We start from the raw sequence: 24,616 nt of genomic DNA, 5'->3' as shown, positions 1-24,616 counted from the left end.
ACGGACGGCGTCACCAGATGACAATGCCGCCACCGGCGCCCAATGCCCAGCCCGCCGCGATCTGGATGTCGGCCAAGCGCGCGGAGATCCCCTCCAGGTACCACTCGCGGGTGCGGCGTTCGTCGACGCCCTGCGGCGCGAAGGAGGCCAGGTTCGCGCGGAGGACCTTCGTCTCCCGGATGAAGTCCGGAATCTGGACCGGCGTCACGTAGAGGTCGTTCTCCGCCAGCACCGGGAAGAACCTGGCGCCAAGAGCACGCACGGCCTCGTTGCCCCACACCTCGGTGCGCCAGCTCTCGAACCCCGCGAGCTCCTCGCAGGCGGCCGGGGTCTCCGGGAACTGTCTGTCGCCGTTCTCGTCGAGGAGGTAGACGGACACAAGCAGGCTCATGCGGACAAGTAGAAGGCCCCTGCCGTTTCGCACCGGCAGGGGCCCTCGACTCACGTCGTTCAGAGGCGCTTCGCGAGCTCTTCCGCGACCTCGTAGGTGTTCAGCGCGGCACCCTTGCGCAGGTTGTCACCGCACACGAAGAAGTCCAGCGTGTTCGGGAAGTCCAGCGCCTGGCGCACGCGGCCGACGTACGTCGGGTCCTCGCCCACGGTGTCCGCGGGCGTCGGGAACTTCTGCGCGGCCGGGTCGTCGACCAGGACGATCGTCGGCTGCGACTCGAAGATCTTGTGCGCGGCCTCGACCGTGATCTCGCGGGCGAACGTCGCGTGGACGGATAGCGAGTGGGTCGTGACGACCGGGACGCGGACGCACGTCGCGGAGACCTTGAGGTCCGGGATGCCGAGGATCTTGCGGGCCTCGTTGCGGACCTTCAGCTCCTCGGACGACCAGCCGCCGTCCTTCAGCGAACCGGCCCACGGCACCACGTTCAGCACCAGCGGAGCGGGGAACGGTGAGTCCTCGGCGGACAGACCGGCGGCGGCCAGCGCCTGCGCCACGTCGCCCGCCGACACACCCGCCTCCTTGCCCGCCAGCGCCGCGATCTCGGCGTAGAGGCGGTCGATGCCGGACTGGCCGGCGCCGGAAGCGGCCTGGTAGGAGGCCACGACGAGTTCCTTGAGCTCGAACTCGCGGTGCAGTGCGCCCAGCGACGCCATCATCGACAGCGTCGTGCAGTTCGGGTTCGAGATGATGCCGCGCGGACGCTCGTTGATCTGGTCCGCGTTCACCTCGGGCACGACCAGCGGCACGTCGGCGTCCATCCGGAACGCACCGGAGTTGTCGATCGCGACGGCGCCGCGCTCGACGGCGATCGGCGCCCACTCGGCGCTGACCTCGTCCGGCACGTCGAACATCGCGATGTCGACGCCGTCGAACGCCTCGGACGACAGCGCGACGACCGTGACGTCCTGGCCGCGCACGTTGATCTTCTTGCCCGCCGAGCGCGGGGACGCAATCAGCCTGATCTCGCCCCACGGCACGGAGGAACGGGTGTTGATGATGTCGATCATCACGGTGCCCACGGCACCGGTCGCGCCCACGAGCGCGAGAACGGGGGCGGTCATCGTCCAGTCCCTGCGTAAACGACGGCCTCTTCGTCGGTGCCCAGGTCGAACGCGTCGTGCAGGGCACGGACGGCGTCGTCGAGCTGGGTGTCGCGGCAGATGACCGAGATGCGGATCTCCGAGGTGGAGATGATGTCGATGTTGACGCCGGCCGTGGCCAGCGCCTCACAGAACGTCGCCGTGACGCCGGGGTGCGAACGCATGCCCGCGCCGATCAGCGACACCTTGCCGACGTGCTCGTCGTAGAGCACCTGGTCGAACCCGATCTCGCCGCGGGACTTCTCCAGGGCCGCCACCGCGCGCGGGCCGTCGACCTTGGCCAGCGTGAACGTGATGTCCGTCCGGCCGGACGCCGCCTGCGACACGTTCTGCACGACCATGTCGATGTCGAGCTCCGCCTGCGCGACGACGCGGAAGATCTTGGCCGCGATGCCGGGGTGGTCGGGGACGGCGGTAACGGTGATTTTGGCTTCGGACCGGTCGTGCGCGACGCCGGTGATCATCGCCTGTTCCACGTGAAGGTCCTCCACTGAACCGGACACGATGGTTCCGGTCTTGTTGCTGAACGAAGAGCGGACATGCACGGGCACGTTGTAGCGGCGGGCGTACTCCACGCAGCGGAGCATCAGCACCTTGGCGCCACACGCGGCCATCTCGAGCATTTCCTCATACGTGATCGTGTCGAGCTTCTTCGCGTTCGGCACGATGCGCGGGTCGGCGGTATAGACGCCGTCCACGTCGGTGTAGATCTCGCACACGTCGGCTTTCGTCGCGGCCGCGAGCGCCACCGCGGTGGTGTCGCTGCCGCCACGGCCGAGCGTGGTGATCTCCTTCGAGTCCTGGGAGACGCCCTGGAAGCCCGCGACGATCGCGATGGCCCCCTCGGACGTCGCGTCCTGGATCCGGCTCGGCGTCACGTCGATGATCCGCGCTTTGCCGTGCACCGAAGTCGTGATCACGCCGGCCTGCGAGCCCGTGTACGAGCGCGCCTCGGCACCGAGTGTGTTGATCGCCATCGCGAGCAGTGACATGGAGATCCGCTCACCGGAGGTGAGGAGCATGTCGAGCTCACGGGCGGGCGGCACCGGCGAGACCTGGCGGGCGAGATCGAGCAGCTCATCAGTCGTGTCACCCATGGCGGACACGACGACGACGACGTCGTTCCCCGCCTTTTTGGTCGCCACGATGCGCTCGGCCACGCGTTTGATCCGCTCGGCGCTTCCAACCGATGAACCGCCGTACTTCTGGACGACGAGCGCCACCGACCTGACCTCCTTCGCGCGACTAAAACCCCACGTCGAAGGCAGCCTACCCGGACCACCTGGTGAGACTCTGGAGCCGTGATGCGCGTGACTACTCTGTCCGGGTGTCGTCGAGTACCGATGTCGTGGAGGCCCCAGCAGCCGTGCATCAGAGCAGTGCGCGCTCGCGGATGGCCGAAGCGCTCAGACACCCGGCGGCGCTCTGGACCGCTCCCGCGCTCATCTACCTGTTCGTCCGGCAGGTCGGGCTCTTCGTCCTGCAGCTCGTCGTGGAGTACCAGAACAAGCTGACCGGCAAGGCCGACACCTCGGCCGGCAACCTGAGGTCGTGGGACGGCGACTGGTTCCTCGGCATCGCGTCGGGCGGCTACAACGGCGTCCCGGCACAGCTGTACGACGCGTTCGGCCGCCGCACCGCCGAGACCCCGCTCGCCTTCTTCCCCGGCTACCCGGCGTTGGTCAGGTGGGTCGACGGGCTGCCGGGCGTGGACGTGGTCGGCGCCGCCTTCGCGGTCAGCCTGATCAGTGGGCTCTTCTGCGCGTACGGCCTGTTCGTCCTGGGCCGGGCCGTCCGCGACGGCTCGAACCGCGCGGGCCTGATCTTCGTGACGCTGTTCGCCGCGTCCCCGATGGCCGTCGTGCTCTCGATGACGTACTCCGAGGCCACGTTCTGCGCGTTCGCCGTCTGGGCGCTGGTAGGCGTGGTGAAGAAACGCTGGATCCTCGCCGGCGTCTGCGCCGCGGCGGCAGGCCTCGTCCGCCCGACCGCGGCGGCACTCATCGTCGCCGTCGGCCTGGCCGCACTGGTCGCCGTGCTGGCCGACCGGAAGGACTGGCGGGCCTGGGTGGGCGGCGCCATCGCCCCTCTCGGCCTGCTCGGCTACCTGGGCTGGGTGGCCGTCCGCACCGGCGACCTCATGGGCTGGTTCGGCGTGCAGCAACGGGGCTGGGGCTCGAAGTTCGACGGCGGCGCGGCCACCTGGGAGTTCGCCCTGGGCCACCTCGGCAACCCGCGCTCGTTGCTGGAGACCGGCACCGTCTGGCTCCTGGCCCTCGCGATCGTCCTGGTCTTCTACGCCTTCCAGCGCCGCCTGGAGTGGCCGCTGGTCGTCTACGGCCTCGCTGTCCTGGTCATGGACCTGGGCTCGAACGGCCTGATGAACTCGAAGGCCCGCCTGCTGCTCCCGGCCTTCACCCTGCTGCTCCCCCTGGCCCTGGTCCTGGCCCGCCGCCGCCCGTCCACCGTCCTCACGATCCTGGGCATGGCAACGCTCTTCAGCGCATGGTTCGGCGCCTACTCACTGGCCGTTTGGCAGTATGCGATCTGATGAACGAGCTGATCTCGAAGCGCTGGAGCCCGCGCGCCTTCTCCGCTGACGCGACGGTGTCCGACGACGAACTCCGCACCGTGCTGGAGGCGGGCCGCTGGGCCCCGTCCCACGGCAACAGCCAACCGGCACGCTTCATCGCAGGTCACCGCGGCACCGAGACGTTCGACGCGATCTTCGAGACCCTGACCCGCGGCAACAAAACCTGGGCCTTCCGCGCCTCGGTCCTGCTGATCGGCTGCGTGCTCACCACCGACCACAGAGGCGACATCCCGAACGTGGAGTTCGGCCTGGGCCTCGCCATGGAGAACATGGCTCTGCAGGCCGTCGACCTGGGCCTGATCGCGCACATGATGGGCGGCTTCGACAAGGAAGCGGCCCACCAGACGTTCTCCATGCCCGCCGACGTCCGCCCGCTGGTGGCCATGGCACTGGGCAGGCACGGCGACCTGTCCGCCCTCCCCGAGGACCTTCAGGCCCGTGAGCAGCGCGAACGCCAGCGCCTGCCGCTCTCCGAGACCGTCTTCACCGACACCTGGGGCAAGTCACAGTTCAGTTGAGAAGTACTTGGTCGCAACGTCGTTGTGCAGCGGAAACGCCAACGGCACGCAGTCAAAGATGACCTTGCGCTCGGAAGCCTCGTCGTTGGGCACGAACGGCGGCATGTCCTCGGCATTGATCGCAGGCGCGGTAGCGAACATCAACACCGTCCCACCGTCCGGCGTGGACACGAAGTGCAACGGCCGCAGATCCTCCGGCGGAATGCGCACGTTGGCTTCTTCCTCAAGCTCCCGCACGGCACTCTGCTGCCAGGACTCACCGCGATCCATGAAGCCACTGACGAACGCCAGCTCACCGACAGGCGGAATCGCCCGGCGCACAGTCAACAGCCCAGTCCGGGGCCCGTCCTTCACAGGCACAAGCAGCACCACCACCGGCGAGGGGTTCGCCCACACCATGTGCCCGCAACCGACGCACCTACGCGGGTACGCGGACGTGTCGGAGTACCGAGTGCCACAGCTGCTGCAGAAGTCGTCGCGCGCCATGACCAGGAACCTAGTTCAGCCGCCTAACGAGCTTAAGGACGATCGCTCGAACGCCCAGCCAGAACAACGCGGCCAGCCCGAAGTTCACGATCACCCGCAACTTGGCGTCCTCGGGCGAGAAGAGGTCCTTGAACGCCAACGCCACCGGCTCGGCCACCGACCTGACCGTGCTGGTGATGGGGTTGCCAGGGTTGGCCCCGCCGACGGTCAGCACGACATGAACGACGAGCAAGACCGCCAGCGCAAGGCCGACCCAACTGATGACTCCGGCGGCGATACCAACCACACGCGTCCGCATACCGCCGGAATCTACTACTCAGTAGCGCGATACCGCACGCGCGATCAAACCGGTCACAACCAGCCAGAACACGGCAGCAAGACCGTAGTTGAGGAAGACGTCGAGGTTGTAGTTGCCAGTCGCGAAGAGCCCCGGGAAGAACAGGGCGAGAGGCTCGGCGAGGGACGCGATGAACTTGAAGAACGCGTTCCCCTGGTTCGCGCCCAACACGATCATCAGGATGTACAGCACTTCGATGAGGGCGAAGAGCGCACCGATGCCGCTGATCACGCGGGAAGCCGTGCCGCGACCGCTGGAGGTACGTAATCTGGACATACATGAACGATTCCCAGGTCCAAGCAAACCAAAACTTGCAGGTTGACCTGCATCCGCAGCCGACCCACACGCGACGCCGCAGGCGAGCCGTCCTTCCATACGGGGGCCGGGCGGTGGGGTCCCATCACGAGTCGCGCCATAGCTCTTGCTGCATGCAGGTAGGGGTGTCAACTCGACACGCTTTTCGTCGAGTTGACACCCCTACCTGCATGTGGCCCGCTCTTGGTGCGGCTCGTGATGGGACCCCACCGCCAACGCACTCTCTAAGCAACCGGCGGCCGCCCAACGCAACAGGCGTGCCATCAACCCGCAGGCGGCGCTACCCCCTGATCAGATTGCCGGGGGTCTGGGGGCAGCGCCCCCAGGGGAAGCACGCAACCGCAAGGTCGCCGCCCGCAAGGTGACCACCCGCCCGGTCGCGACCCGCAAGCCCCAGCCCCCCAACGCCGCAAACATCCCACGATCCGGTCGCCAAGTTCCACCAACCCCCGATCTGTGGCTACTCTGTCCGACGTGTGGCGTTCCCTCCTGCTTCGCTGCCGTGACGGGGTCTGATCAGACCGGCCCCCCGTCGCGGGCTTCAGCGTTGCCGCCGGTCGTTCCCGACAAACGACCCGCAGGAGCACAACCCCCATGACCTCGAACGAGGCTTTCACCACCACGACCCCAGACGGGGCAGACGCCTACACCTCAGGCACCAGCCGAATCCGCAAGCCGTCCCGCCCGGCCCCGGACACCCAGCAGTCCTGGAACCGCCAACTGGGCAGCAGCATGCCGTTCCACCGCTACCGCCCGTTCCAAGACCTGGTAGAGGTAATCGACGTACCGGACCGCACCTGGCCGACGAAGAAAACCACAACGGCCCCCCTGTGGTGCGCGGTAGACCTGCGAGACGGCAACCAGGCCCTGATCGACCCGATGTCCCCGGCGCGCAAGCGCAAGATGTTCGACCTCCTGGTCCGCATGGGCTTCAAGGAGATCGAGGTGGGCTTCCCGGCGGCCAGCCAGACGGACTTCGACTTCGTCAGGGAGATCATCGAGGACGGCGCCGTCCCGGACGACGTCACGATCCAGGTGCTGACGCAGTGCCGTGAGGAGCTGATCGCCCGCACGTTCGAGTCGCTCCGGGGCGCGAACAAGGCGATCGTCCACTTCTACAACTCGACGTCGATCCTGCAGCGCCGCGTCGTGTTCCGCAGCGACCGGGACGGCATCAAGAAGATCGCCGTCGAGGCGGCGAGGTTCGCCAAGCAGCAGGAACAGGGCTACCCGGAGACCGACTTCCGCTACGAGTACAGCCCCGAGTCCTACACGGGCACCGAGCTGTCCTACGCCCTGGAGGTCTGCAACGCGGTCCAGGAGGTCATCCAGCCGACGCCCGAGAAGCCGCTGATCATCAACCTGCCGGCGACCGTCGAGATGGCCACGCCGAACGTCTACGCCGACTCGATCGAGTGGATGAGCAGGAACCTCGCCAACCGCGAGGCGATCATCCTGAGTCTGCACCCGCACAACGACCGCGGCACCGGTGTCGCCGCCGCCGAGCTGGGTTACCTGGCCGGTGCGGACCGCATCGAGGGCTGCCTGTTCGGCAACGGTGAGCGGACCGGCAACGTCTGCCTGGTCACGCTGGCGATGAACATGTTCAGCCAGGGCATCGACCCGCAGATCGACTTCAGCGACATCGACGAGGTCCGCCGCACCGTCGAGTACTGCAACCAGCTGCCGGTACCCGAGCGCCACCCGTACGGCGGTGACCTGGTCTTCACCGCGTTCTCGGGCTCGCACCAGGACGCGATCAAGAAGGGCTTCGAGGCCCTGGAGGCCGACGCCAAGGAGGCCGGCCAGCACGTCGACGACTTCCTGTGGGAGGTCCCGTACCTGCCGATCGACCCGAAGGACGTCGGCCGCAACTACGAGGCCGTCATCCGGGTCAACTCGCAGTCCGGCAAGGGTGGCGTGGCGTACCTGATGAAGCAGGAGCACCACCTGGACCTGCCGCGGCGGCTGCAGATCGAGTTCTCGAAGGTGATCCAGGAGGTCACCGACACGCAGGGCGGCGAGATCAACCCGAAGGAGATGTGGGACGCCTTCGCGGAGGAGTACCTGCACGGCAAGGTGCCGCTGTACCTGCTCAAGCACAGGGCGCTGGCGGACGGCAGTGGCCGCGAGGAGATCACCGCGACGCTGCTGATCGACGGCGACGAGCAGGAGATCACGGGCTCGGGCAACGGTCCGATCGCCGCGTTCGTCGACGCGCTCGCCTCGGTGGGCTACGACGTGCGGGTGCTGGACTACGCCGAGCACGCGCTGTCCGCCGGTGACGACGCCCGCGCGGCCGCCTACGTCGAATGCGCCGTGGGCGACCGCGTGCTGTGGGGCGTGGGCATCGACTCCTCCACGGTCGCGGCGTCGTTCCGCGCGATCGTGTCGGCGATCAACCGCGCACAGCGTTAGCCAAGAGCAACCGACGGGGAGGACGCGTGCGGCACCAGTTGCCGCGGCGCGCCCTCCCCGTTCGCCTGCACGGCCCAGATGCCCTCACCCGGCAGGCCGTACGCGATGGTGTCGTTGTCGAGCCACACGACCTGGTCGTCGATCCCACGGGTCTCGGCCAGCGGTGTCTCCACCATCGTGGTCAGGTCCAGCACGTGCTGGCGCCACGGTCGCGCGCCGTCGCCGGGCACGCGCTTCTTGAACGCCACGCGCTTGCCGTCCGGGGAGAGCGACGGGCATTCGGCGTTCTCCCGCAACGTCTTCGCCGACTCGTCCACCGCGTCGCCCTGCACCAGGTACGTCTTTCCTGCGGTGCTCATCGTCGCGTAGTACGTGCGGTCGTCCGAGGCGAACGTGACGCCCCACCAGTTCATGTCGTTGACGGTCTTCATGCCCGCGACGGACGTGCCCTCGATGTTGCTCGCGTAGGCCTCCGTCTGCTGGTCGAAGATCGCGGTGCGGGTGGAGAACGTGCCTGCCTGCGCATACGAGTCGCCGGTGACGAACGTCGTCCACGACGCCATCCGCCCGTCCGCCGACAGCTTGGCGCGGTTGGGCACGCCGTCGATCTCGACGCGGCGGCGCTCGGCCAGTCCCCGGTCGACGAACACGGCGGTCGAGCCGGGCAACGGGCCGGAGGCGTCCGCGAGGCACAGCCCCTGCCCACCTGCCGTGAAGAACCGCTTGCAGGACAACGAACTAACCCGCCGCGGACCGGACGGGTCGGTCAGCGGCACCGACGCAACCCTGCCGCTCACCTCGTCCACGAACATCAGCCGTCCGGACGAGAGTTCGACCGGACCCTGTTCCACGGCAACGGAAATCTCGGCCGGAGCGCGCAGGGCGTAGGCGGTGGCGCCCGCGCCCAGCGCGATCACGGCGGCGATCACGATCAGGATCCTCACCAAGCGAACCACGTCCAAAGAGCACCGAAGAGAACGGAAGAGGCGGCGCGGGCGAGCACCTGCCCGGTCTGCAGCAGGGCCAGACCGGACGTGCGCAGCTCGTCCGGGATCATCGGCCCGGCGACGGCCATGAGCACGCCGTCGGTGCACGCGTAGAAGAGCCCGTGCAGCACCAGAACGCCGACCAGCAGGGAGATCCCCGAAACACCGGCGAGCAGCACGTACGCGCCGAGCAGCGCGAGATGGCCGAAGAGGAAGATCTTCCACCGACCCACGCGATCGGCCAGTGAACCCAGCGGCACGGCGGCGAGCAGGTACACACCGGCCGTGCCGAGGGGCAGCAACGCGATGTAGGCGAGCTCGACGTCGAGCTTCTTCTGCAGCAACAGGTAGATGAACCCGTCGCCCAGCGTCAGGAACCCGAGCCCGCACGCGACCAGGCAGACCCGCCGGAACGGCCTGGACCGCAACAACCCGAAAGCCGATCGCAGCGACACCGCGACGCGTGGCAGCACGTCACGGTGATCACGCACGAAGAGCACCAGAACCAGAAAACCCAAGGCCGCGAAGCAGAAGCTCACCACGAACACCACGTCGTAGCGCGCCGGCAGCGTCCACAGGAGACAGAACGCCAGCAGTGGGCCGAGGAACGCGCCCACGGTGTCCATCGCGCGGTGGACACCGAAGGCCCGCCCCAGCGCCGAAGGCTCGCTGCTCAACGTGATCAGCGCGTCCCTCGGCGCGGTGCGCAGGCCCTTGCCGGTCCGGTCCCCGGCCAGCACGAGCCCCATCGCGGTGGCCGAGGTCCCGGCGGCGAGCAGGCCGAGCTTGCCCAGCGCCGAGATCCCGTATCCGAGTCCGGCCACGAACTTGCGCCGTTGCCAGCGGTCCGCGGCATGACCGCCCACAACGCGGACCAGTGCCGTCACACCGGTGTAGATGCCGTCGAGCACACCGAACTGCAGTGGGGAGAACCCCAGTCCCAGCACCAGGTACAGCGGCAGGATGGCGGTGACCATCTCGGACGAGACGTCCGTGAGCAGGGACACCGCGCCCAACGCGAGCACGTTCCCCGCGATCCTGCCGGTGCCACCAGATGCCGGAGCTTGTCTAGCGGTAGCGATGTACACGACGGCCTCCGATCAACAGCCAGATCCGACTAGCTGCCAGAACCGATCAACGACAGTTGTAAGGACCGGCCTTGTCGCGCACCTTGCCCGCCGTGTCGATGACCTCCCACGAGTAGGAGCGACCGGACAGGGTGAACTTCACGACGCCGTGCGAGTCGGCGAACCAGTTCTCCACGCCCGCACGAGGCTTGACGTTGGAGTAGAGGTAGTCACCACCGATGCCGATGATCGCGGAGCGCATGCCGTTGGTCCGGTCGATCGATCCGCTCTTGTTCAGCGGGGCCAGTCGCTCGTAGTGGTGGTCGTGACCGCTGAGCACCAGGTCCGCCTTGGCGTCGGCGAAGGCGTTCCACACCGTCGACATCTTGGACTTGTCGCCGTACTCACCCGAGTTGAAGCGCGGGTGGTGCCAGTAACCGACGACGCACGCCTTGGTGTTCGCGGCGAGGTCGGCCTTCAGCCAGCTCATCTGCGTCGAGTCGGCACCCGTGTCGTACATCTTCTGGGAGTCGATCGAGACGAAGTGGAAGTCGCCGGCTTCCCAGCTGTAGTACGGCTTGCCCTGGGGGTAGGCCTGGGCACCGAAGTAGGACTTGTAGCCGTTGAGGCCGTCCTCCCACTCGTGGTTGCCGGTCGCGGGGTGGGTGATGCTCTTGTACCTGCCCCACGACTTGTCGTAGTGGTTCCGGAACTCCGTGATCGTGCCGCTGTCGTACTGGTTGTCGCCGACCGTGAGGATGTGGTTCGGCTTGATCTGGTCGATCAGCCTCGCGGTCTCGTAGTGCTCCCTGTTCGTCAGCGACGCGATGTCACCGGCCGCGACGACCGTGATGGTGTCGCCGGGGAGGGCAGGCTTGGTGGTCGCCTGCACCGAGTTGCTCGCGGGCCCGAGGTTGCCTGCGGCGTCACGGGCACGAACGGTGTAGGTGAACGCCGTGCCGGAAGCCAGACCCGTGTCGGTGAAGGTGGTGCCGGTGGGCGTGCCGACGACGCTGCCGTTGCGCAGGACGTCATAGCCGGTCACGCCGACGTTGTCGGTCGCGGCCGTCCATTGCAGACTGACCGAGTTCGACGTCGTGCCGGTGCTGACGAGCCCGGACGGCGCGGTCGGCGCCGTGTTGTCACCGTTCGGGTTGCTGCCCCAGACCTCCAGCTCGAAGATCGAGTAGCCCCACGGCGTCCCGCGCTTGGTGCCGTAGATCCGCACGTAGCGGCCTGACGTGCTCAGGGTCGTGTCGTCGATGCCACCGTTCTGACCGGTGAGGGTCTTCTTGGTGCTCCACGACGAGCCGTCGCTGGAAGTCTGGATCCTGTACTCGGAGGCGTACGCCGCCTCCCAGTTGATCTTGACCCGGGAGATGGTGGCGGCGGCACCGAGGTCGACGGCGATCCACTGCGGATCGACGCCCTCGAGGCTCGCCCACCGGGTGGTCGAGTTCCCGTCGACGGCGTTGGCGCCGCCGAAGGTCTCGGCCTCGACGGACGAGACGGTGGTGGGTTTGTTGGCGGACAGCAGGGAGTCAGCCGCATTGGCCGTACCCGACGCGGCGATCTGGGGGACCACCAACGCGAACAGGGCTATCGCGACACCAGCTCTGGTGTGCTTTTTGATCACTTCGTTCCTCCTGGGCAAGGGCGGCGGCTCGAAGGATTGGTAAACAAGCTTTCCAATTGAGTTCGGACGTTAACGGCGGCCGAACACGCAGGTCAACGGCAGAAGCACTGGATGAATCGATGACAGGTCGGAGGTCTTCCGGCAGAACCGAGCGGTCATCGGCAGTCACGACGTGACCGCTCGACGCATATGGCCTGGATCACACCTGGCCTGCTGGCATGTGCGGCCCTCGAACGGATCACGCACCCGTCCGGGGAGAAGGCCGGCGGCGACCGGGATTGGTGCCGGGAAACCTTCCCGGGTCACGCCCAGTCATGCCCTTTCGGTCAACGGACAGGGCCGTTCGGACGAGCCGGGCGTGCTACCTGTGGGCACGCTGAAGAAACACCCAGGTCGGGATTGTTCACCTGGGTCACGTACGTTCACCGATCATGAGCACCGCAGCCAGCCTCGTAGTGCTGTTCCTGGTCGCCGTCGTGCCGCTGGCACCGACGGAGGCCGTGCTCATCGGCGCCGGCGTCCTGGCGGCGTCCGGTGAGGTGCCGCTCTACCTGGTCGTGCTCGTCGCCGCGGCCGGCTGCCTGCTCAGCGACATGATCAACTTTACCGCGGGGCGCCGGATGGGGATGCGGGCCCTCGACAAGGTCAACAGGAACGCCAAGGCGCGGTCGATGGTCGTCTGGACGGCCGACCAGCTCGCGACGAAGGGCGAGACGATCCTCATCGCGGCACGGTTCCTGCCCGCGGGTGGCATCGTCGGGGCACTGCTGACGGGGGCGCTGAAGTGGCCGCTGCGCCGGTTCGTGCCGGTCGCGGCGCTCGGGTCGGCGCTGTGGAGCCTCTACCCCGCCACCGTGGGGTACATCGGCGGTCAGCTCGTCGACGAGACGTGGCTCGCGATGCTGTTGTCGTTCGGCGTGGCCACGCTCATCTCCGTCCCGATCGGCATGGCGATCCGTGCGCGCAACGCCAACCGCACTCTCTCGTACGCCGAGGCGTCGTCGTAGAGCACCGCGAACCGGTCCGCGGCCGCCAGCAGGGCGTCCACCTCGAACGCCAGCTGGGCGTCGCCGCACAGCCGTTCCAGCAGTGAGATCCAGCGCAGGTTGAAGAGCATCAACGCGTCGCGCACGCGGCCGGGACGAGCGGCGAACTCCGAGCGGGTCACGACGAAGAAGCAGCCGCCGGGGAACACGCGCCGCTTCGAGTAGTCGAGCCAGCGTTCGCTCAGGTCCAGGAGCGTTCCGCCCGCCATCACGACCTCGCGCGCGAAGATCTCCGCGGCCGTGTGCACGGCGCAGATCTGCAGTTCTTCCTTCGCGCCGAAGTGCGAGAACACCCCGCTCTTGCTCATGCCGAGCTCGACCGCGAGCCGCCCGATCGTGACTCCTTCGAGCCCGTCGACGGACGCGATCTCCGCAGCTCTCAGAAGGATCGACCCACGACTGTCCATCCACCGAGGACAACGCAGTGCCCTGGAGAAACGAACGGGGCCACCTCGAAGTGAGGTGGCCCCGGCCGGAGAACACGAACTACGGGTTGAGCGCTTCGGTCACCGAAGCCGGTCCCACGAGCGGGACGTCGGGCGACAGGCCGTCGCCCTCCTCCACCAGGATCGGCTGCACCTCGTGCGGCTGGATCTGGCCGGACTGGATCTGCTCGGCCCAGTGGCACGCCACCTTGTGACCCGGCTTGAGCTCGCGCAGCACCGGGCGTTCGGTGTCGCAGCGAGTCTCCTGCCGCCACGGGCACCGAGTGTGGAACCGGCAGCCGCTGGGCGGGTTCGCCGGCGACGGGAGGTCGCCCGCGAGCAGGATCCGTTCGCGCCGGTCCTCGACCACGGGGTCGGGCACCGGGATCGCCGACAGCAGCGCCCGCGTGTACGGGTGCAGCGGCTCCGCGTAGAGGTCCGCGGCGGAGGCCTCCTCGACCAGGCCGCCGAGGTACATCACGCCCACACGGTCGGAGATGTGCTTCACGACCGCGAGGTCGTGCGCGATCACCAGGTAGGTCAGGCCGAACTGCTCCTGGAGCTGCTCCATCAGGTTCACGACCTGCGCCTGCACCGACACGTCCAGTGCGGACACCGGCTCGTCGGCGACGATCAGGTCCGGCTCGAGGGCCAGGGCCCGCGCGATGCCGATGCGCTGCCGCTGACCACCCGAGAACTCGTGCGGGTACTTGCGCAGCGCCGTGGTCGGCAGGCCGACGGCCGTGAGCAGGTCGCGAAGCCGCTTGTTGGTCGACTCCTTGCCCTTGTCCAGGCCGTGCGCCCGCAGGCCCTCGATCAGGATGGACTCCACGGACTGCCGCGGGTCCAAAGAGGACAGCGGGTCCTGGAACACCATCTGGATCCGGCGCCGCATCCTGCGCAGCTCCTCGCCCTTGAGGGCGGAGAAGTCCTGACCGTCGAAGACCATCTTGCCCGCGGTCGGCTCGTTGAGCCGCAGCATCGCCCGCCCGAGGGTGGACTTGCCGCAACCGGACTCGCCGACCAGACCGTACGTCTCGCCGCGCTTGATCTCCAGGTCGACGCCGTCGACCGCGTAGACGTAGCCGACGGTGCGGTCCATGAACACGCCCCGCTTGATCGGGAAGTGCACCTTCATGTCCTGCACGGAAACCAGGGTCTCGCTCATACCGGCACCTCCTCGGCGGCGGGAGTTCCCGGCACCACCGGGTTGTGGCAGCGGAGCAGACGACCCAGCTGGTCCTCTTCCGCGGGCGTGACCTGAACGCACACGTCCAGCGCGTTCGGGCACCTGGGTGCGAACGCGCAGCCCTGAGCCCACGGGATGTTGTCCGCGACGGAACCCCTGATCGGCGTCAGCTTCTCGCCGGGCGCCGCGTCGAGGCGCGGAATCGAGGCCAGCAGGCCGTGCGTGTACGGGTGGCGCGGCTCCGCGAAGAGCGGGTGCCGGTCGGCCTTCTCGACCACCTTGCCGCCGTACAGCACGTTGACCTCGTCGCACAGGCCCGCGACGACACCCAGGTCGTGGGTGATCATCACCAAGGCAGTGCCGAGGTCCTGCACCAGTTCCTTCATCACAGCCAGGATCTGGGCCTGGATGGTCACGTCCAGCGCCGTCGTCGGCTCGTCCGCGATCAGCAGCTTCGGCCGGCACGCCAGCGCGATCGCGATGAGCGCGCGCTGCCGCATACCGCCGGAGAGCTGGTGCGGGTACTCCTTGAGCCGGCGGTTCGGGTCCGGGATGCCGACCTTGTCGAGCAGGTTCTTCGCCTCGATCATGGCTTCCTTGCGGGCCAGGCCGCGGTGCCGTTCGAGCACCTCGGTGACCTGCAGGCCGATCGGGATGACCGGGTTGAGCGACGACAGCGGGTCCTGGAAGACCATGCCGAGCTCACTGCCGCGCTTGTCGCGCATCTGCTTGTCCGACAGCTTCAGCAGATCCGTGCCGTCGTAGGTCACGGTGCCGGTGACCGTGGCGCCGCGCTTGGGCAGCAGACCCATGATCGCCAGCGAGGTCACCGACTTGCCGCAGCCCGACTCGCCGACGAGGCCGACGGTCTGGCCGGGCTCGACGTCGAAGCTGACGCCGTCGACCGCGCGGAACGGTTCCTCGCCACGACGCTGGAACACGACGGTGAGGTCACGAACTTCGAGGAGTGCCACGACGACTCACCGCCTGTTCTTCGGGTCGAGGGCTTCCCGCAAGGTCTCGCCCATGAGCGTGAAACCGAGCGCGACGATGATGATGCAGACCGCGGGCCACGCGGCGAGGTGCGGATGCGTGTCGAAGACGTTCTGCACGTCGCCGAGCATCTGCCCCCACTCCGGGATCCGGTCGTCCGGGTTGCCGAGACCGAGGAACGACAGCGCGGCCGCCTCGATGATCGCGGTGGCCAGGACGAGCGTGGACTGCACGATCACCGGGCTGAGCGAGTTCGGCAGCATGTGCCGGAACACGATCGCGCCCTTCTTGACGCCGAGCGCCGTGGCCGCCAGCACGTGATCGCTGTGCCGTTGCGCGAGCATCGACCCTCTGAGCAATCGCGCGAACACGGGTATCTGCACGATCGCGACCGCGAGGATCACGGTGAACTGGCTCGGCCGCGCGAACATCGCCGCGATCGAGAACGCCAGCAGCAGCGACGGCAGCGACAGCATGACGTCGACCAGGCGCATGACGACCGAGTCGACCCAGCCGCCGATGGCGCCCGCGAGCGTGCCCAGGATCAGGCCGCCGGTGAGACCGATCAGCGTCGCGCCCACACCGACGATCAACGTCTGCTGCGAGCCGACCAGCAGGCGCGAGAAGAAGTCGCGGCCCTGCAGGTCACCACCGAGCGGGTGGCCCGGCTGGGCGGGCGGGATCTCGTTGCGCGCCTTGACGACCTGTTCGATCAGCATCTTGTCGGACGGGTCGTGCGGGGCGAGCCACGGCGACAGCAGCGACACCATGATGAAGATGCCGATGATGGTCGCGCCGATGAGGAACACCGGGCTGCGCCGAAGCCGCTTCCACGCGCTGGCCGCGAGCGACACGCCCGCGGTGTCGGCGAGGTCGTCGATCTTTTCCTTCTTGGAGACTCCGAGTGCCACTGCGCTCACCTCGTCCTGATGCGCGGGTCGATGAGCGCGTACGAGAGGTCGACCAACAGGTTGACCACGACGTAGACGATCGTGGCCATGATGATCAACAGCAGCAGCACCGGGTAGTCACGCCGTTCGAACCCGATGGCCAGCGCCTGGCCGACCCCTGGGATCACGAACACCTTCTCGGTGAGCACCGCGCCGGAGAGCAGTGCGCCGGTCTGCAGACCGATCGTCGTGACGACCGGCAGCATCGAGTTGCGCAGCACGTGCCGGCGGCGGATCACCGATGCGGTGAGGCCCTTCGACTCGGCGGTGCGCACGAAGTCCTCGTCGAGCACGTCGAGCACGGCCGCCCTGGTGATCCGGAAGATCACCGCGAACGGGATCGTGGCGAGTGCGATGGCCGGCAGGATCAGGTGCTTCAGCGCGTCGAGTGTCGCGTCGAACTCACCGGTGATGATGCCGTCGAGGGTGAAGAAGCCGGTGACGCGTGTGGCGTTGATGTCGCCCTGGCGGCCGAACGAGGGAAGGCCGAGAGCGGCCGAAGCCGCGTCCTTAAGCACGTAGGCCAGGAAGAACACCGGCACGGCAACGCCGATGAGCGAGCCGACGACGCTGAGGTTGTCGAACAGGCCGCCGCGACGCTTCGCGGCGAGGTAACCGAGCGGAACGCCGACGAGGATCGCGATCACGATCGCGAAGAAGCTGAGCTCGATCGTCGCGGGGAACCGCTGGACGAAGATGTCGAGGGCCGAGTCACCGGGCTGAACACCGGTGGAGACGCCGAAGTCACCGGACGCCGCACGCCCCAGGAACTTGAAGTACTGCACGATGATCGGCTGATCGAGGCCGAGTTGCTTGGTGAGGGCTTCTCGCGACTCCGGCGTAGCGCGCTCTCCCAGGAGGGCCGAAACCGGCCCTCCTGGGAGGAGTCGCATCCACGCGAAGAGCAGCAGCGAGAGCACCAGCACCACGCCGACCAGCTGGATCAGCCGTCGAATGGTGTAGCGGAGCACTTGAGCTACCCCGTTGTTCTCTTGTGGTGGGAGCTAGTTCGCTCAGCCTTTCGAGGCCGAGCCGAACCTCTCGTCGGTCAACGGGCTGGGCACGACACCCTTGATGTCCGACTTCAACACCAGAGCGGGCGGGGAGTGCGAGACCGGGACGGCGGGAAGGTACTCCTCCATGATCTTCTTGTTGAGGTCCTCGTACATCTGGGTGCGCTTGGCCTCGTCCGGCTCGGAGCTGGCCTTCGCGAGCTCGTCCGCGAGCGTCTTGCCCCACGGCGACGCGCCGGTGTTGAAGCGGTTGTCGGTGCGGCCGAAGAACGTGCCGACCCAGTTGTGCGCGGTGCCGTTGTCGCCGGTCCAGCCGAGCAGGTGCAGGTCCGGAATGCCCTGGTCGACGTCGGTCAGGTAGCCGCCGTTCCACGGCTTGGTGACCGTCTCGATCTTGATGCCCGCCTTCTGCAGGTCACCGGAGATCGCACCGAAGATGTCCTTCGGCGACGGCATGTACGGGCGGGTGACCTCGGACGGCCAGTAGAACTTCAGCGTCAGGTCGGACGCGCCCGCCTCGGCCAGCAGCGACTTGGCCTTCTCGAGGTCGTACTTCACCTCGGGGACCGACTTGTTGTAGCCGTTGACGGTGTCCGGCATGAACTGCGTGGCGACCTTGGCGCCCTCCGGCAGCTGCGACTTGACCAGCTGCTCGCGGTTGATCGCGTACATCAGCGCCTGGCGGACCTTGAGGTCCTGCAGCTTCGGGTTGTTCTTCTGGTTGATGCCCAGGTAGAGAACGTTGAACGCCGGACGGATCGCGACGTTGAAGCCGTCGGTCTTCAGACCGGCCCAGTCGGCGGCGTTCGGCAGGTCGTAACCGTCGATGTCGCCGGCCTTGAGCGCCTGCTTACGGGCGGTCTCGTCCGGGATGATCTTGAAGACGATCTTGTCCAGCTTGGCCTTGGTGCCGTGGTAGTCGTCGTTCTTCACGAGCTCCACGGTGTTGTTGGCCTTGTCGTACTTGCCGAACTTGAACGGGCCCGTGCCGGTCGGGTGCTCGTTCGCGTAGGCCGGGTAAGTGAACGCGTCACCGGCGGCCTGGACGTTGTCGGCGTCGTACTTCTTCAGCGCCTCGGGGCTCGACATCGAGAACGACGTGAAGCCGAGGACCGACGGGAACTGCGAGGTGACCTCGTTCAGCTCGACCACCGCGGTCTTGGCGTCCTTGGCCGTGCAGGCCTTGAACAGCGAGGGCTTGTCCGGCGTGGTCGCGAACCCGCCGAAGTTGTCCAGCCAGTACTGCGAGACGGCGTCGGACTGGCCGGCGCCCTTCTGGTTGTACCAGCGGTTGAAGTTGAAGCAGACGGCCTCGGCGTTGAACTCGGTGCCATCGTGGAACTTCACACCCTCCTTGAGGGTGAACGTCCACGTCTTGCCGTCGGCGCTCGGCTCGTACTTCGTGGCCAGCGCGGGCTCGACCTCGGCGGTGCCCGGCTTGAAGCCGACCAGACCTTCGAACATCTGGCGGGAGACCCGGAAGGTCTCGCCGTCGGTCGCGTAGAACGGGTCGAAGAGCTTCGGCGCGCCGGCAGCGCCGAAGGTCAGCGTGCCGCCTTCCTTGCCGCCGCCGCCAGAGTCGCGCTGGGATTGCGCGCAACCGGACAGGGCGAGCGCGCTGACGCTGAGGAAGCCGATCGCGGCGACCCAACGGCGGCGAGCCGTTACTGAGTGGACCATCAAACACCCCTTGGACAATCCGCACATCTCACGGTGTGGTCGCCGACCATAACCGTTGTAGATACCCCCTCCGGGGTTACTCAGGTCACGATCCGGCCACTAGACCAGGCATTCTGATACGTCCGGCGCATGCCCGCTGACCCAACGTGACCACGTCTGATGCGTCGAACGCTCTCCTAGGCTGTAGAAACAACAACGACACGCGGAGGAGGTCCCATGAGCAGACTGGTCGAGTTCCGCGTGCTCGGCCCCCTCCAGGTCCTCCTCGACGCCGAACCACTGCTGGTCAGGGCAGGCCGGCAACGAGCGTTGCTCGTGTCGCTGTTGCTGCGCGCGGGCACGTCGGTGTCCGTCGACGAACTCGCCGCCAACGTGTGGGGTGAAGATCCACCCGCACGGGCGAGAGCGACACTTCAGACATATGTGATGCGTCTCAGACAGCTGCTCGGGCCGTCCGTGCCGATCAGGACCGTGCCCGACGGGTACCTGATCGACGTCGACGAGAAGACCATCGACCTGATGCGCTTCGAACCCCTGATCGACCAGGGCGAGCAGGAGCGCGCCGCCGGGAACCTTCGGGCCGCGTCGGCCGCGTTCGCCGCCGCGCTGGGCCTGTGGCGAGGTCCGGCCCTGGTCGACGTGCCGTCGGAGATCCTGCACCGCGACGAGGTGCCGCGGCTCAACGAACGCCGCCTGCACGTGCTGGAACGCCGGGTCGAGGTCGATCTCGAACTGGGCCGCCACGGCGAGCTGGTCGCGGAGTTGTCCCGGCTGACCAGCGAACACCCGTTGCGCGAACGGTTCTGGGCGCAGCTGATGGTCGCGCTGTACCGGTCCGGCCGCCAAAGTGAGGCGCTGGCCGCCTACCAGCGCGTTTCGCGGTTGCTGGGCGACGAGCTGGGCATCGATCCCGGCGACGAGCTGCGGCGCGTGCACGGCCAGGTGCTGTCCGGGTCGATCGGCACGGTGGCGGCCTCGGCCGGTGCGCCCGTGGTGACCGCGAAGCCGGAACGGGTCGTGCCCTCGCAGCTGCCCGCGGACATCCCCGACTTCGTCGGCCGCGACGAGGCCGTGTCGCTGATCGTGGCCCTGCTGCGGACCGCGCAGGGCGTGCCGGTCGTGACGCTGGCCGGGCCTCCGGGCGTGGGCAAGACGGCGTTGGCCGTGCACGCCGCGCACCGGATGCGCGCGGACTTCGCGGACGGTCAGCTGTACGTCAACCTGCGCGGATACGCCCCGGGACCGCCGTTGAGCGCGGTGGACGTGCTGCCCCGGTTCCTGCGCGCCTTGGGGACCGAGCCTGACCAGGTGCCGTTGGACCAGGACGAGCAGGAGGCGATGTTCCGGTCCACGCTGACCGGTCAGCGGGTCCTGTTGCTGCTGGACAACGCGTCGTCCGCCGAGCAGATCCGTCCCCTGCTGCCCGGCTCGCCGGGGTGCGCGGTGCTGGTGACCTCGCGCGACACGTTGCGCGGCCTGGCCGTCTCGCACGCGGCGTCGAACGTGCGGCTCGACGTGCTCGACTGGCACGAGACGAAGTCACTCCTCGCAGGCATTCTGGGTGCGGACGAGGTGGCGTCCCAAGAGGACGCCGCGGTGGAGCTGGCGGCCCTCTGCGCGCATCTGCCATTGGCTTTGCGTATCGCAGCCGCGAACCTCGTGTCGCGCCCGGAACTGTCCATTGCGGACTACGTGGAGGAGTTGCGGGCCGGCAACCGGCTCGCGGCGCTGGCCGTCGAGGGCGACGAACGGGTCGCGGTGCACGCGGCGTTCGACCTCTCCTACACGGCGTTGAAGCCCGAGCTCGCGCAGATGTTCCGGGTGCTGTCGCTGGTTCCCGGCACGGACTTCACGCCCGAGATGGCCGCCGCGCTGAGCGGGCTGACCACTCAGGACGCTCGCCGGCGGCTGGACCGCCTGGCCACCGCGAACCTGATCTCGAACCACGCGCCGTCGCGCTACCAGTTCCACGACCTGCTGCGCGACTACGCGGCCGAGCGCCTGGCGTTCGAGGAGGGCCGTGCCGACGCGCGGCTCGCGTTGCGGCGGCTGCTGGACTGGGCGGTGCGCTCGGTCGACAACGCCACCTCGGCGATGAAGTCGACGCTGTTCCGCTTCCCCCGCCCGGCCCCGCTCGACGGCGTGGTGCCGCGGACGTTCAGCACCTCCACCGAGGCCCTGACCTGGCTGGACGTCGAACGCGCCAACCTGGTCGCGCTGGTGGCGCACTCCGTCGAACGCGATCCCGAGAACTCGCCGTGGCAGCTGGCCGACGCCCTGCGCGGCTACTTCTACACGCAGTCGTTGACGGCGGAGTGGCGCGAGACGGCGAAGGCCGGCCTGCTGGGTGCCCGCGCGCCCAGGGACGAGCTCGGCCAGCTCGCGATGCTGTCGTCCCTGGGCACGCTGTACTGGGTGACCGGGCAGCACCGCAACGCGCTCGGCTACTACCAGCAGGCCATCGTGCTGCAGGAACAGATCGACCTGCCCCAGGCCGAAGCCGCGGTCCTGTCCAACGCGGGCAGCGTCCACATCGACCTCGGCGAACTCGAACACGCCGCCGACCACCTCGAACGCGCCCTGGTGATCGCCCGCCGGGTGGGCGCGCCCCAGCTGCTCGCGAACGCGCTGTTCAACCTCGGCGGCGTCTACATGCAGCTCGGCCAGCTCGACCGCGCCGCGTCGACGTTCGAGGAGGCGCTGGAGGACGGCAAGCGCCTCGACTCGTGGATCCTGCAGGCGAACTCGATGCGCGCACTCGGCGAGGTGCAGGCCTGGCGCGGCAAGCCGGACCTCGGCGAGGACTACTTCGTGCGCGCACGTGAGCTCTACGAACGTGCGGCCGCACGGAACTTCGGGCACACCATGCACGAGGGCATGGCCATCACGCTGATCATGCGCGGCCGTTACGAGGAAGCCGCTCTTGAAGCGTCCGCCGCCATGCAGATCGCGCAGGACCTGGAGAACGTCAAGAGCGTCTGCGACGCGCAGAACCTGCTCGGCCGCGCGCTGGAAGGCGGCGGCCGCTACGAGGACGCTCTGGAGCAGTTCTCGTCCGCGCTGGCCATCGGCCTGGAGACCGGTTACTCGTGGGGCATCTGCTCGGCCCGCCGCGGCCTGGCCTCCTCCTACCGCGCGGTCGGCCGTTACGAGGAAGCTCTGTCGACGGCCACCGCGGCGCTGGTCGAGGCAGGCAAGTCGCAGTTCCGCCTGGCCGAGATGGAGGCGTTGCTCGTACTGGGCCGCACCCACCTCGACACTCTCGACCCCGCTGAAGCCCTCGAATGCGCCCTACGGGCCGTCTCGGTCGGCTCGGACTCCGGGCACCGCTGGGTGTTCGGCCGCGCGCTGCAACTGGCCGGCGACGCTTCCTCCGCGTTGGGTGACGCCGCTGGCGCCCGGTCGTACTGGTCCACGTCGCTGGAGGTCCTCAGCGCAATCGGGACTCCCGAGGCTTCCGTCGTCCAGGCTCAACTGCTTGACGTGACAACGTAGTCAGCTCTGGTTTTCGTTTCGTCGACCGCGAACCAGCCTCGTTCGTACTGCTGCCAGCGGATGAAGTGTGCTCGCTGGTGCTCGCCGTCGCGTTGGATGGCGCGTTCCAGCCTCGCTTGTTCGTCCTCATGGTCCACGAAGATCGCGAGGCTCAGCCGGGTGTTCGCTTTCCTGGCCGAGGAGAAGCCTTCCAGGATGATGGTCCTTTGTGGAGTGATGACGACCTCGTCACCTTCTCCGATGCACGGAAACCCTTGGGACCAGTCGGTTTTCCGGTAACGACCCTCGCGGTTCTGTGCCACCTCATCGAGTGCTCGTTGCAGCCGTGGCCACCACTGCGTCGTGGGGTCGTCCCACGTGGCGAAGTGGTCGGTGCTGATGAGCTGGGCGCCGAGCTCGTGCGCCAGGTTCCTCGCGAACGTCGACTTGCCCGCACCCGACGGACCGTCCACCGCGACCAGCCGGGTCTCGCCCAGCCGCGGTGGAGTTCCCGCTACATGCTCCGGCGACCAGATAGCGCACGTCCCAGCGTCAACTCGTCCGCGAACTCCAGGTCGCCGCCCATCGGCAGCCCGCTGGCGAGCCGCGTGACGGACAGACCGGGAAAGTCCCTGAGCATCCGGACGAGATAGGTGGCCGTGGCCTCGCCCTCGGTGTTCGGGTCCGTGGCGATGATGACCTCGGAGATGTCGACACCGTCGACGGCCGTGCCGATGCGGTTGAGCAGCTGCCTGATCCGCAACTGGTCCGGGCCGACGCCGCTCAGCGGATCGAGCGCGCCACCCAGGACGTGGTACCGGCCCCTGAACTCCCTGGTGCGCTCGATCGCCTGGACGTCCTTGGGTTCCTCGACCACGCAGACCAGACTCAGGTCACGCTTGGGGTCGCGGCAGATGCGGCACCTGGTCTCCGCACTCACGTTGCCGCAGACATCGCAGAAGACGACGCCTTCCTTCACCTTCTGCAGTGCCTGCTGGAGCCGCTCGATGTCAGCGGGTTCCGTTGCCAGCAGGTGGAAGGCGATGCGCTGGGCGCTCTTCGGACCAACGCCCGGGAGCCTGCCCAGTTCGTCGATCAGGTCCTGTACCGGGCCTTCGTACATGTGATTAGCCGAGCAATCCGCCGAGGCCGCCCTGGGCGAGCGGGCCGAGCTTCTGCTCCACCAGCTCCTGCGCCTTGGCGTTGGCGTCCTTGATCGCGGCGATCACCAGGTCCTGGAGGGTGTCCACGTCCTCCGGGTCCACGATCTTCGGGTCGATGGCGAGGTTGATGAGCTCGCCGCCGCCGGTGACCGTCGCGGTGACCAGGCCGTTGCCCGCGTTGCCGGTGACCTGCGTTTCGGCCAGCTGCTGCTGGGCGTCCGCCATCTGCTGCTGCATGTTCTGGGCCTGCTGGAGAAGGGCCTGCATGTCGAACTGACCGGGTTGCACCGCTGGTCCTCTCGGATGGGGTTCGTTCTGGTCCAGCGTACGGGGGGTTTGGTCGCGTCTGTTGCGTGGCCGTCACTGCTCCTGGGGCTCCGCCCCAGACCCCGCCAATCTGATCCAAAGCCGGGGTCCACGCCACGAGCGGGTAGATGGCACGCCTGACGCTCCTATAGATGTCAAGCAGTGAGTGCGAGGTCTTTCATGATCGCTGTGTGGGCTTCGCGGAGGATATAGCGCTTGAGGCAGCGGATGATGTCGCGTTTGGTGAGGCCTTGTTCGGTGCGTCGTTGCAGGTAGGCCTGGGTGCGTGGGCAGTAGCGCAGGCGGACGACGGCGACGATGTGCAGGACGCGGTTGGCTTGGCGTTCGCCGCCTTTGTTGAGGCGGTGGCGGTCGGTTCGTCCGGATGAGGCGGGTAGTGGGGCGACGCCGCAGAGTTTGGCGAAGGAGGCTTCGCTGTGCAGGCGTTCGGGGTTGTCGCCGGCGGT

The 24,616-nt window shown here is 67.8% G+C and carries 22 protein-coding genes and 2 pseudogenes; 5 read left to right on the top strand and 19 right to left on the bottom strand.

Annotation, left to right across the window (positions count from 1 at the left end):
- Positions 1 to 10 precede the first annotated feature (10 nt).
- The 3 genes from BLR21_RS20715 to BLR21_RS20705 are packed head-to-tail and all read right to left on the bottom strand — an operon-like array spanning position 11 to position 2,777.
- Positions 11 to 391: a hypothetical protein gene (locus BLR21_RS20715; protein WP_090007485.1), complete on the bottom strand. Its 381-nt coding sequence runs from the start codon at positions 389 to 391 to the stop codon at positions 11 to 13.
- Positions 392 to 450: 59 nt separating this feature from the next.
- Positions 451 to 1,515: an aspartate-semialdehyde dehydrogenase gene (locus tag BLR21_RS20710; RefSeq protein WP_090007484.1), complete on the bottom strand. Its 1,065-nt coding sequence runs from the start codon at positions 1,513 to 1,515 to the stop codon at positions 451 to 453.
- The gene (locus BLR21_RS20705; RefSeq protein WP_090007483.1) at positions 1,512 to 2,777 is read right to left on the bottom strand and encodes an aspartate kinase; all 1,266 of its coding nucleotides are present in this window, start codon (positions 2,775 to 2,777) and stop codon (positions 1,512 to 1,514) included. The genes BLR21_RS20710 and BLR21_RS20705 overlap by 4 nt, the downstream gene beginning before the upstream one ends.
- Before the next feature lie 104 nt (positions 2,778 to 2,881).
- Here BLR21_RS20705 and BLR21_RS20700 point away from each other — a divergent pair, with 104 nt between their 5' ends.
- Positions 2,882 to 4,105, top strand: a complete 1,224-nt coding sequence (locus BLR21_RS20700) for a glycosyltransferase family 39 protein (RefSeq protein WP_256334826.1) — start codon at positions 2,882 to 2,884, stop codon at positions 4,103 to 4,105.
- Complete coding sequence (locus BLR21_RS20695; RefSeq protein WP_090007481.1) at positions 4,105 to 4,665, top strand: nitroreductase family protein; 561 nt, start codon at positions 4,105 to 4,107, stop codon at positions 4,663 to 4,665. Before BLR21_RS20700 ends, BLR21_RS20695 begins: the two co-directional genes overlap by 1 nt.
- Here BLR21_RS20695 and BLR21_RS20690 read toward each other — a convergent pair.
- The 3 genes from BLR21_RS20690 to BLR21_RS20680 are packed head-to-tail and all read right to left on the bottom strand — an operon-like array spanning position 4,651 to position 5,764.
- The gene (locus BLR21_RS20690; protein WP_090007480.1) at positions 4,651 to 5,151 is read right to left on the bottom strand and encodes an NUDIX domain-containing protein; all 501 of its coding nucleotides are present in this window, start codon (positions 5,149 to 5,151) and stop codon (positions 4,651 to 4,653) included. The genes BLR21_RS20695 and BLR21_RS20690 overlap by 15 nt on opposite strands.
- Before the next feature lie 10 nt (positions 5,152 to 5,161).
- On the bottom strand, positions 5,162 to 5,449 hold the full coding sequence (locus tag BLR21_RS20685) for a hypothetical protein (RefSeq protein WP_090007479.1): 288 nt from the start codon (positions 5,447 to 5,449) through the stop codon (positions 5,162 to 5,164).
- A gap of 18 nt (positions 5,450 to 5,467) precedes the next feature.
- Positions 5,468 to 5,764, bottom strand: coding sequence for a hypothetical protein (locus tag BLR21_RS20680; RefSeq protein ID WP_090007478.1), 297 nt, complete (start codon positions 5,762 to 5,764; stop codon positions 5,468 to 5,470).
- A 633-nt stretch (positions 5,765 to 6,397) separates the two neighbouring features.
- Here BLR21_RS20680 and leuA point away from each other — a divergent pair.
- Entirely contained in the window at positions 6,398 to 8,221 is a 1,824-nt protein-coding gene (gene leuA / locus BLR21_RS20675) for a 2-isopropylmalate synthase (RefSeq protein ID WP_090007477.1), read from the top strand.
- Here leuA and BLR21_RS42620 read toward each other — a convergent pair.
- The 3 genes and pseudogenes from BLR21_RS42620 to BLR21_RS20665 all read right to left on the bottom strand — a co-directional run bounded on the left by BLR21_RS42620 (position 8,218) and on the right by BLR21_RS20665 (position 11,910).
- Positions 8,218 to 9,084 (bottom strand): TolB-like translocation protein, encoded by an 867-nt coding sequence (locus BLR21_RS42620; RefSeq protein WP_420843903.1) that lies wholly within the window; start codon positions 9,082 to 9,084, stop codon positions 8,218 to 8,220. The two genes, leuA and BLR21_RS42620, sit on opposite strands and share 4 nt — an antisense overlap.
- A 6-nt stretch (positions 9,085 to 9,090) precedes the next feature.
- Positions 9,091 to 10,295: pseudogene (locus BLR21_RS42615) on the bottom strand (MFS transporter); the annotation flags it as partial.
- Positions 10,296 to 10,341: 46 nt separating this feature from the next.
- Entirely contained in the window at positions 10,342 to 11,910 is a 1,569-nt protein-coding gene (locus tag BLR21_RS20665; RefSeq protein WP_338061058.1) for a discoidin domain-containing protein, read from the bottom strand.
- A gap of 431 nt (positions 11,911 to 12,341) precedes the next feature.
- Between BLR21_RS20665 and BLR21_RS20660 the strand changes: the two are divergent.
- Positions 12,342 to 12,761: pseudogene (locus BLR21_RS20660) on the top strand (DedA family protein); the annotation flags it as partial.
- A gap of 20 nt (positions 12,762 to 12,781) precedes the next feature.
- Here the strand turns inward: BLR21_RS20660 and BLR21_RS20655 are convergent.
- The 6 genes from BLR21_RS20655 to BLR21_RS20630 form a co-directional block, all read right to left on the bottom strand.
- Complete coding sequence (locus tag BLR21_RS20655; RefSeq protein ID WP_090007476.1) at positions 12,782 to 13,363, bottom strand: TetR/AcrR family transcriptional regulator; 582 nt, start codon at positions 13,361 to 13,363, stop codon at positions 12,782 to 12,784.
- Between the two features lie 79 nt (positions 13,364 to 13,442).
- Complete coding sequence (locus BLR21_RS20650) at positions 13,443 to 14,549, bottom strand: ABC transporter ATP-binding protein (protein ID WP_090007475.1); 1,107 nt, start codon at positions 14,547 to 14,549, stop codon at positions 13,443 to 13,445.
- On the bottom strand, positions 14,546 to 15,544 hold the full coding sequence (locus tag BLR21_RS20645) for an ABC transporter ATP-binding protein (protein ID WP_090007474.1): 999 nt from the start codon (positions 15,542 to 15,544) through the stop codon (positions 14,546 to 14,548). Before BLR21_RS20645 ends, BLR21_RS20650 begins: the two co-directional genes overlap by 4 nt.
- 6 nt (positions 15,545 to 15,550) lie before the next feature.
- On the bottom strand, positions 15,551 to 16,474 hold the full coding sequence (locus BLR21_RS20640) for an ABC transporter permease (protein WP_176929720.1): 924 nt from the start codon (positions 16,472 to 16,474) through the stop codon (positions 15,551 to 15,553).
- A gap of 5 nt (positions 16,475 to 16,479) precedes the next feature.
- A complete protein-coding gene (locus tag BLR21_RS20635) occupies positions 16,480 to 17,484 on the bottom strand; it encodes an ABC transporter permease (protein WP_090007472.1) in 1,005 nt (334 codons plus the stop codon).
- Positions 17,485 to 17,526: 42 nt separating this feature from the next.
- The gene (locus BLR21_RS20630) at positions 17,527 to 19,206 is read right to left on the bottom strand and encodes an ABC transporter substrate-binding protein (RefSeq protein WP_090007471.1); all 1,680 of its coding nucleotides are present in this window, start codon (positions 19,204 to 19,206) and stop codon (positions 17,527 to 17,529) included.
- 216 nt (positions 19,207 to 19,422) lie between these two features.
- On the opposite strand from BLR21_RS20630, the gene BLR21_RS20625 reads away from it, so the two are divergent.
- On the top strand, positions 19,423 to 22,701 hold the full coding sequence (locus tag BLR21_RS20625; RefSeq protein WP_090007470.1) for an AfsR/SARP family transcriptional regulator: 3,279 nt from the start codon (positions 19,423 to 19,425) through the stop codon (positions 22,699 to 22,701).
- Here the strand turns inward: BLR21_RS20625 and BLR21_RS20620 are convergent.
- The 4 genes from BLR21_RS20620 to BLR21_RS20605 form a co-directional block, all read right to left on the bottom strand.
- Positions 22,677 to 23,153, bottom strand: a complete 477-nt coding sequence (locus BLR21_RS20620; RefSeq protein WP_256334824.1) for a uridine kinase family protein — start codon at positions 23,151 to 23,153, stop codon at positions 22,677 to 22,679. The genes BLR21_RS20625 and BLR21_RS20620 overlap by 25 nt on opposite strands.
- Before the next feature lie 41 nt (positions 23,154 to 23,194).
- Positions 23,195 to 23,803, bottom strand: coding sequence for a recombination mediator RecR (gene recR, locus BLR21_RS20615; RefSeq protein ID WP_030477642.1), 609 nt, complete (start codon positions 23,801 to 23,803; stop codon positions 23,195 to 23,197).
- A 4-nt stretch (positions 23,804 to 23,807) separates the two neighbouring features.
- Positions 23,808 to 24,110, bottom strand: a complete 303-nt coding sequence (locus BLR21_RS20610; protein ID WP_176929737.1) for a YbaB/EbfC family nucleoid-associated protein — start codon at positions 24,108 to 24,110, stop codon at positions 23,808 to 23,810.
- 194 nt (positions 24,111 to 24,304) lie between these two features.
- Positions 24,305 to 24,616, bottom strand: a 312-nt coding sequence (locus BLR21_RS20605; RefSeq protein ID WP_143027796.1) for a transposase, incomplete at its 5' end; no start/stop codon positions are given.

The sequence above is a fragment of the Lentzea albidocapillata subsp. violacea genome (genome assembly GCF_900100275.1).
GTDB classification, from domain to species: domain Bacteria; phylum Actinomycetota; class Actinomycetes; order Mycobacteriales; family Pseudonocardiaceae; genus Lentzea; species Lentzea violacea.
This window is presented reverse-complemented; position numbering and strand designations above follow the sequence as displayed.

Excerpts from the sequence above, each read along its gene's own strand:
- BLR21_RS20630 (WP_090007471.1), bottom strand. The coding sequence starts at position 19,206 with ATGGTCCACTCAGTAACGGCTCGCCGCCGTTGGGTCGCCGCGATCGGC.
- BLR21_RS20655 (WP_090007476.1), bottom strand. The coding sequence starts at position 13,363 with ATGGACAGTCGTGGGTCGATCCTTCTGAGAGCTGCGGAGATCGCGTCC.
- leuA (WP_090007477.1), top strand. The coding sequence starts at position 6,398 with ATGACCTCGAACGAGGCTTTCACCACCACGACCCCAGACGGGGCAGAC.
- BLR21_RS20625 (WP_090007470.1), top strand. The coding sequence starts at position 19,423 with ATGAGCAGACTGGTCGAGTTCCGCGTGCTCGGCCCCCTCCAGGTCCTC.
- BLR21_RS20690 (WP_090007480.1), bottom strand. The coding sequence starts at position 5,151 with ATGGCGCGCGACGACTTCTGCAGCAGCTGTGGCACTCGGTACTCCGAC.
- BLR21_RS20715 (WP_090007485.1), bottom strand. The coding sequence starts at position 391 with ATGAGCCTGCTTGTGTCCGTCTACCTCCTCGACGAGAACGGCGACAGA.
- BLR21_RS20650 (WP_090007475.1), bottom strand. The coding sequence starts at position 14,549 with ATGAGCGAGACCCTGGTTTCCGTGCAGGACATGAAGGTGCACTTCCCG.
- recR (WP_030477642.1), bottom strand. The coding sequence starts at position 23,803 with ATGTACGAAGGCCCGGTACAGGACCTGATCGACGAACTGGGCAGGCTC.
- BLR21_RS20695 (WP_090007481.1), top strand. The coding sequence starts at position 4,105 with ATGAACGAGCTGATCTCGAAGCGCTGGAGCCCGCGCGCCTTCTCCGCT.
- BLR21_RS20680 (WP_090007478.1), bottom strand. The coding sequence starts at position 5,764 with ATGTCCAGATTACGTACCTCCAGCGGTCGCGGCACGGCTTCCCGCGTG.
- BLR21_RS20710 (WP_090007484.1), bottom strand. The coding sequence starts at position 1,515 with ATGACCGCCCCCGTTCTCGCGCTCGTGGGCGCGACCGGTGCCGTGGGC.
- BLR21_RS20685 (WP_090007479.1), bottom strand. The coding sequence starts at position 5,449 with ATGCGGACGCGTGTGGTTGGTATCGCCGCCGGAGTCATCAGTTGGGTC.
- BLR21_RS20610 (WP_176929737.1), bottom strand. The coding sequence starts at position 24,110 with ATGCAGGCCCTTCTCCAGCAGGCCCAGAACATGCAGCAGCAGATGGCG.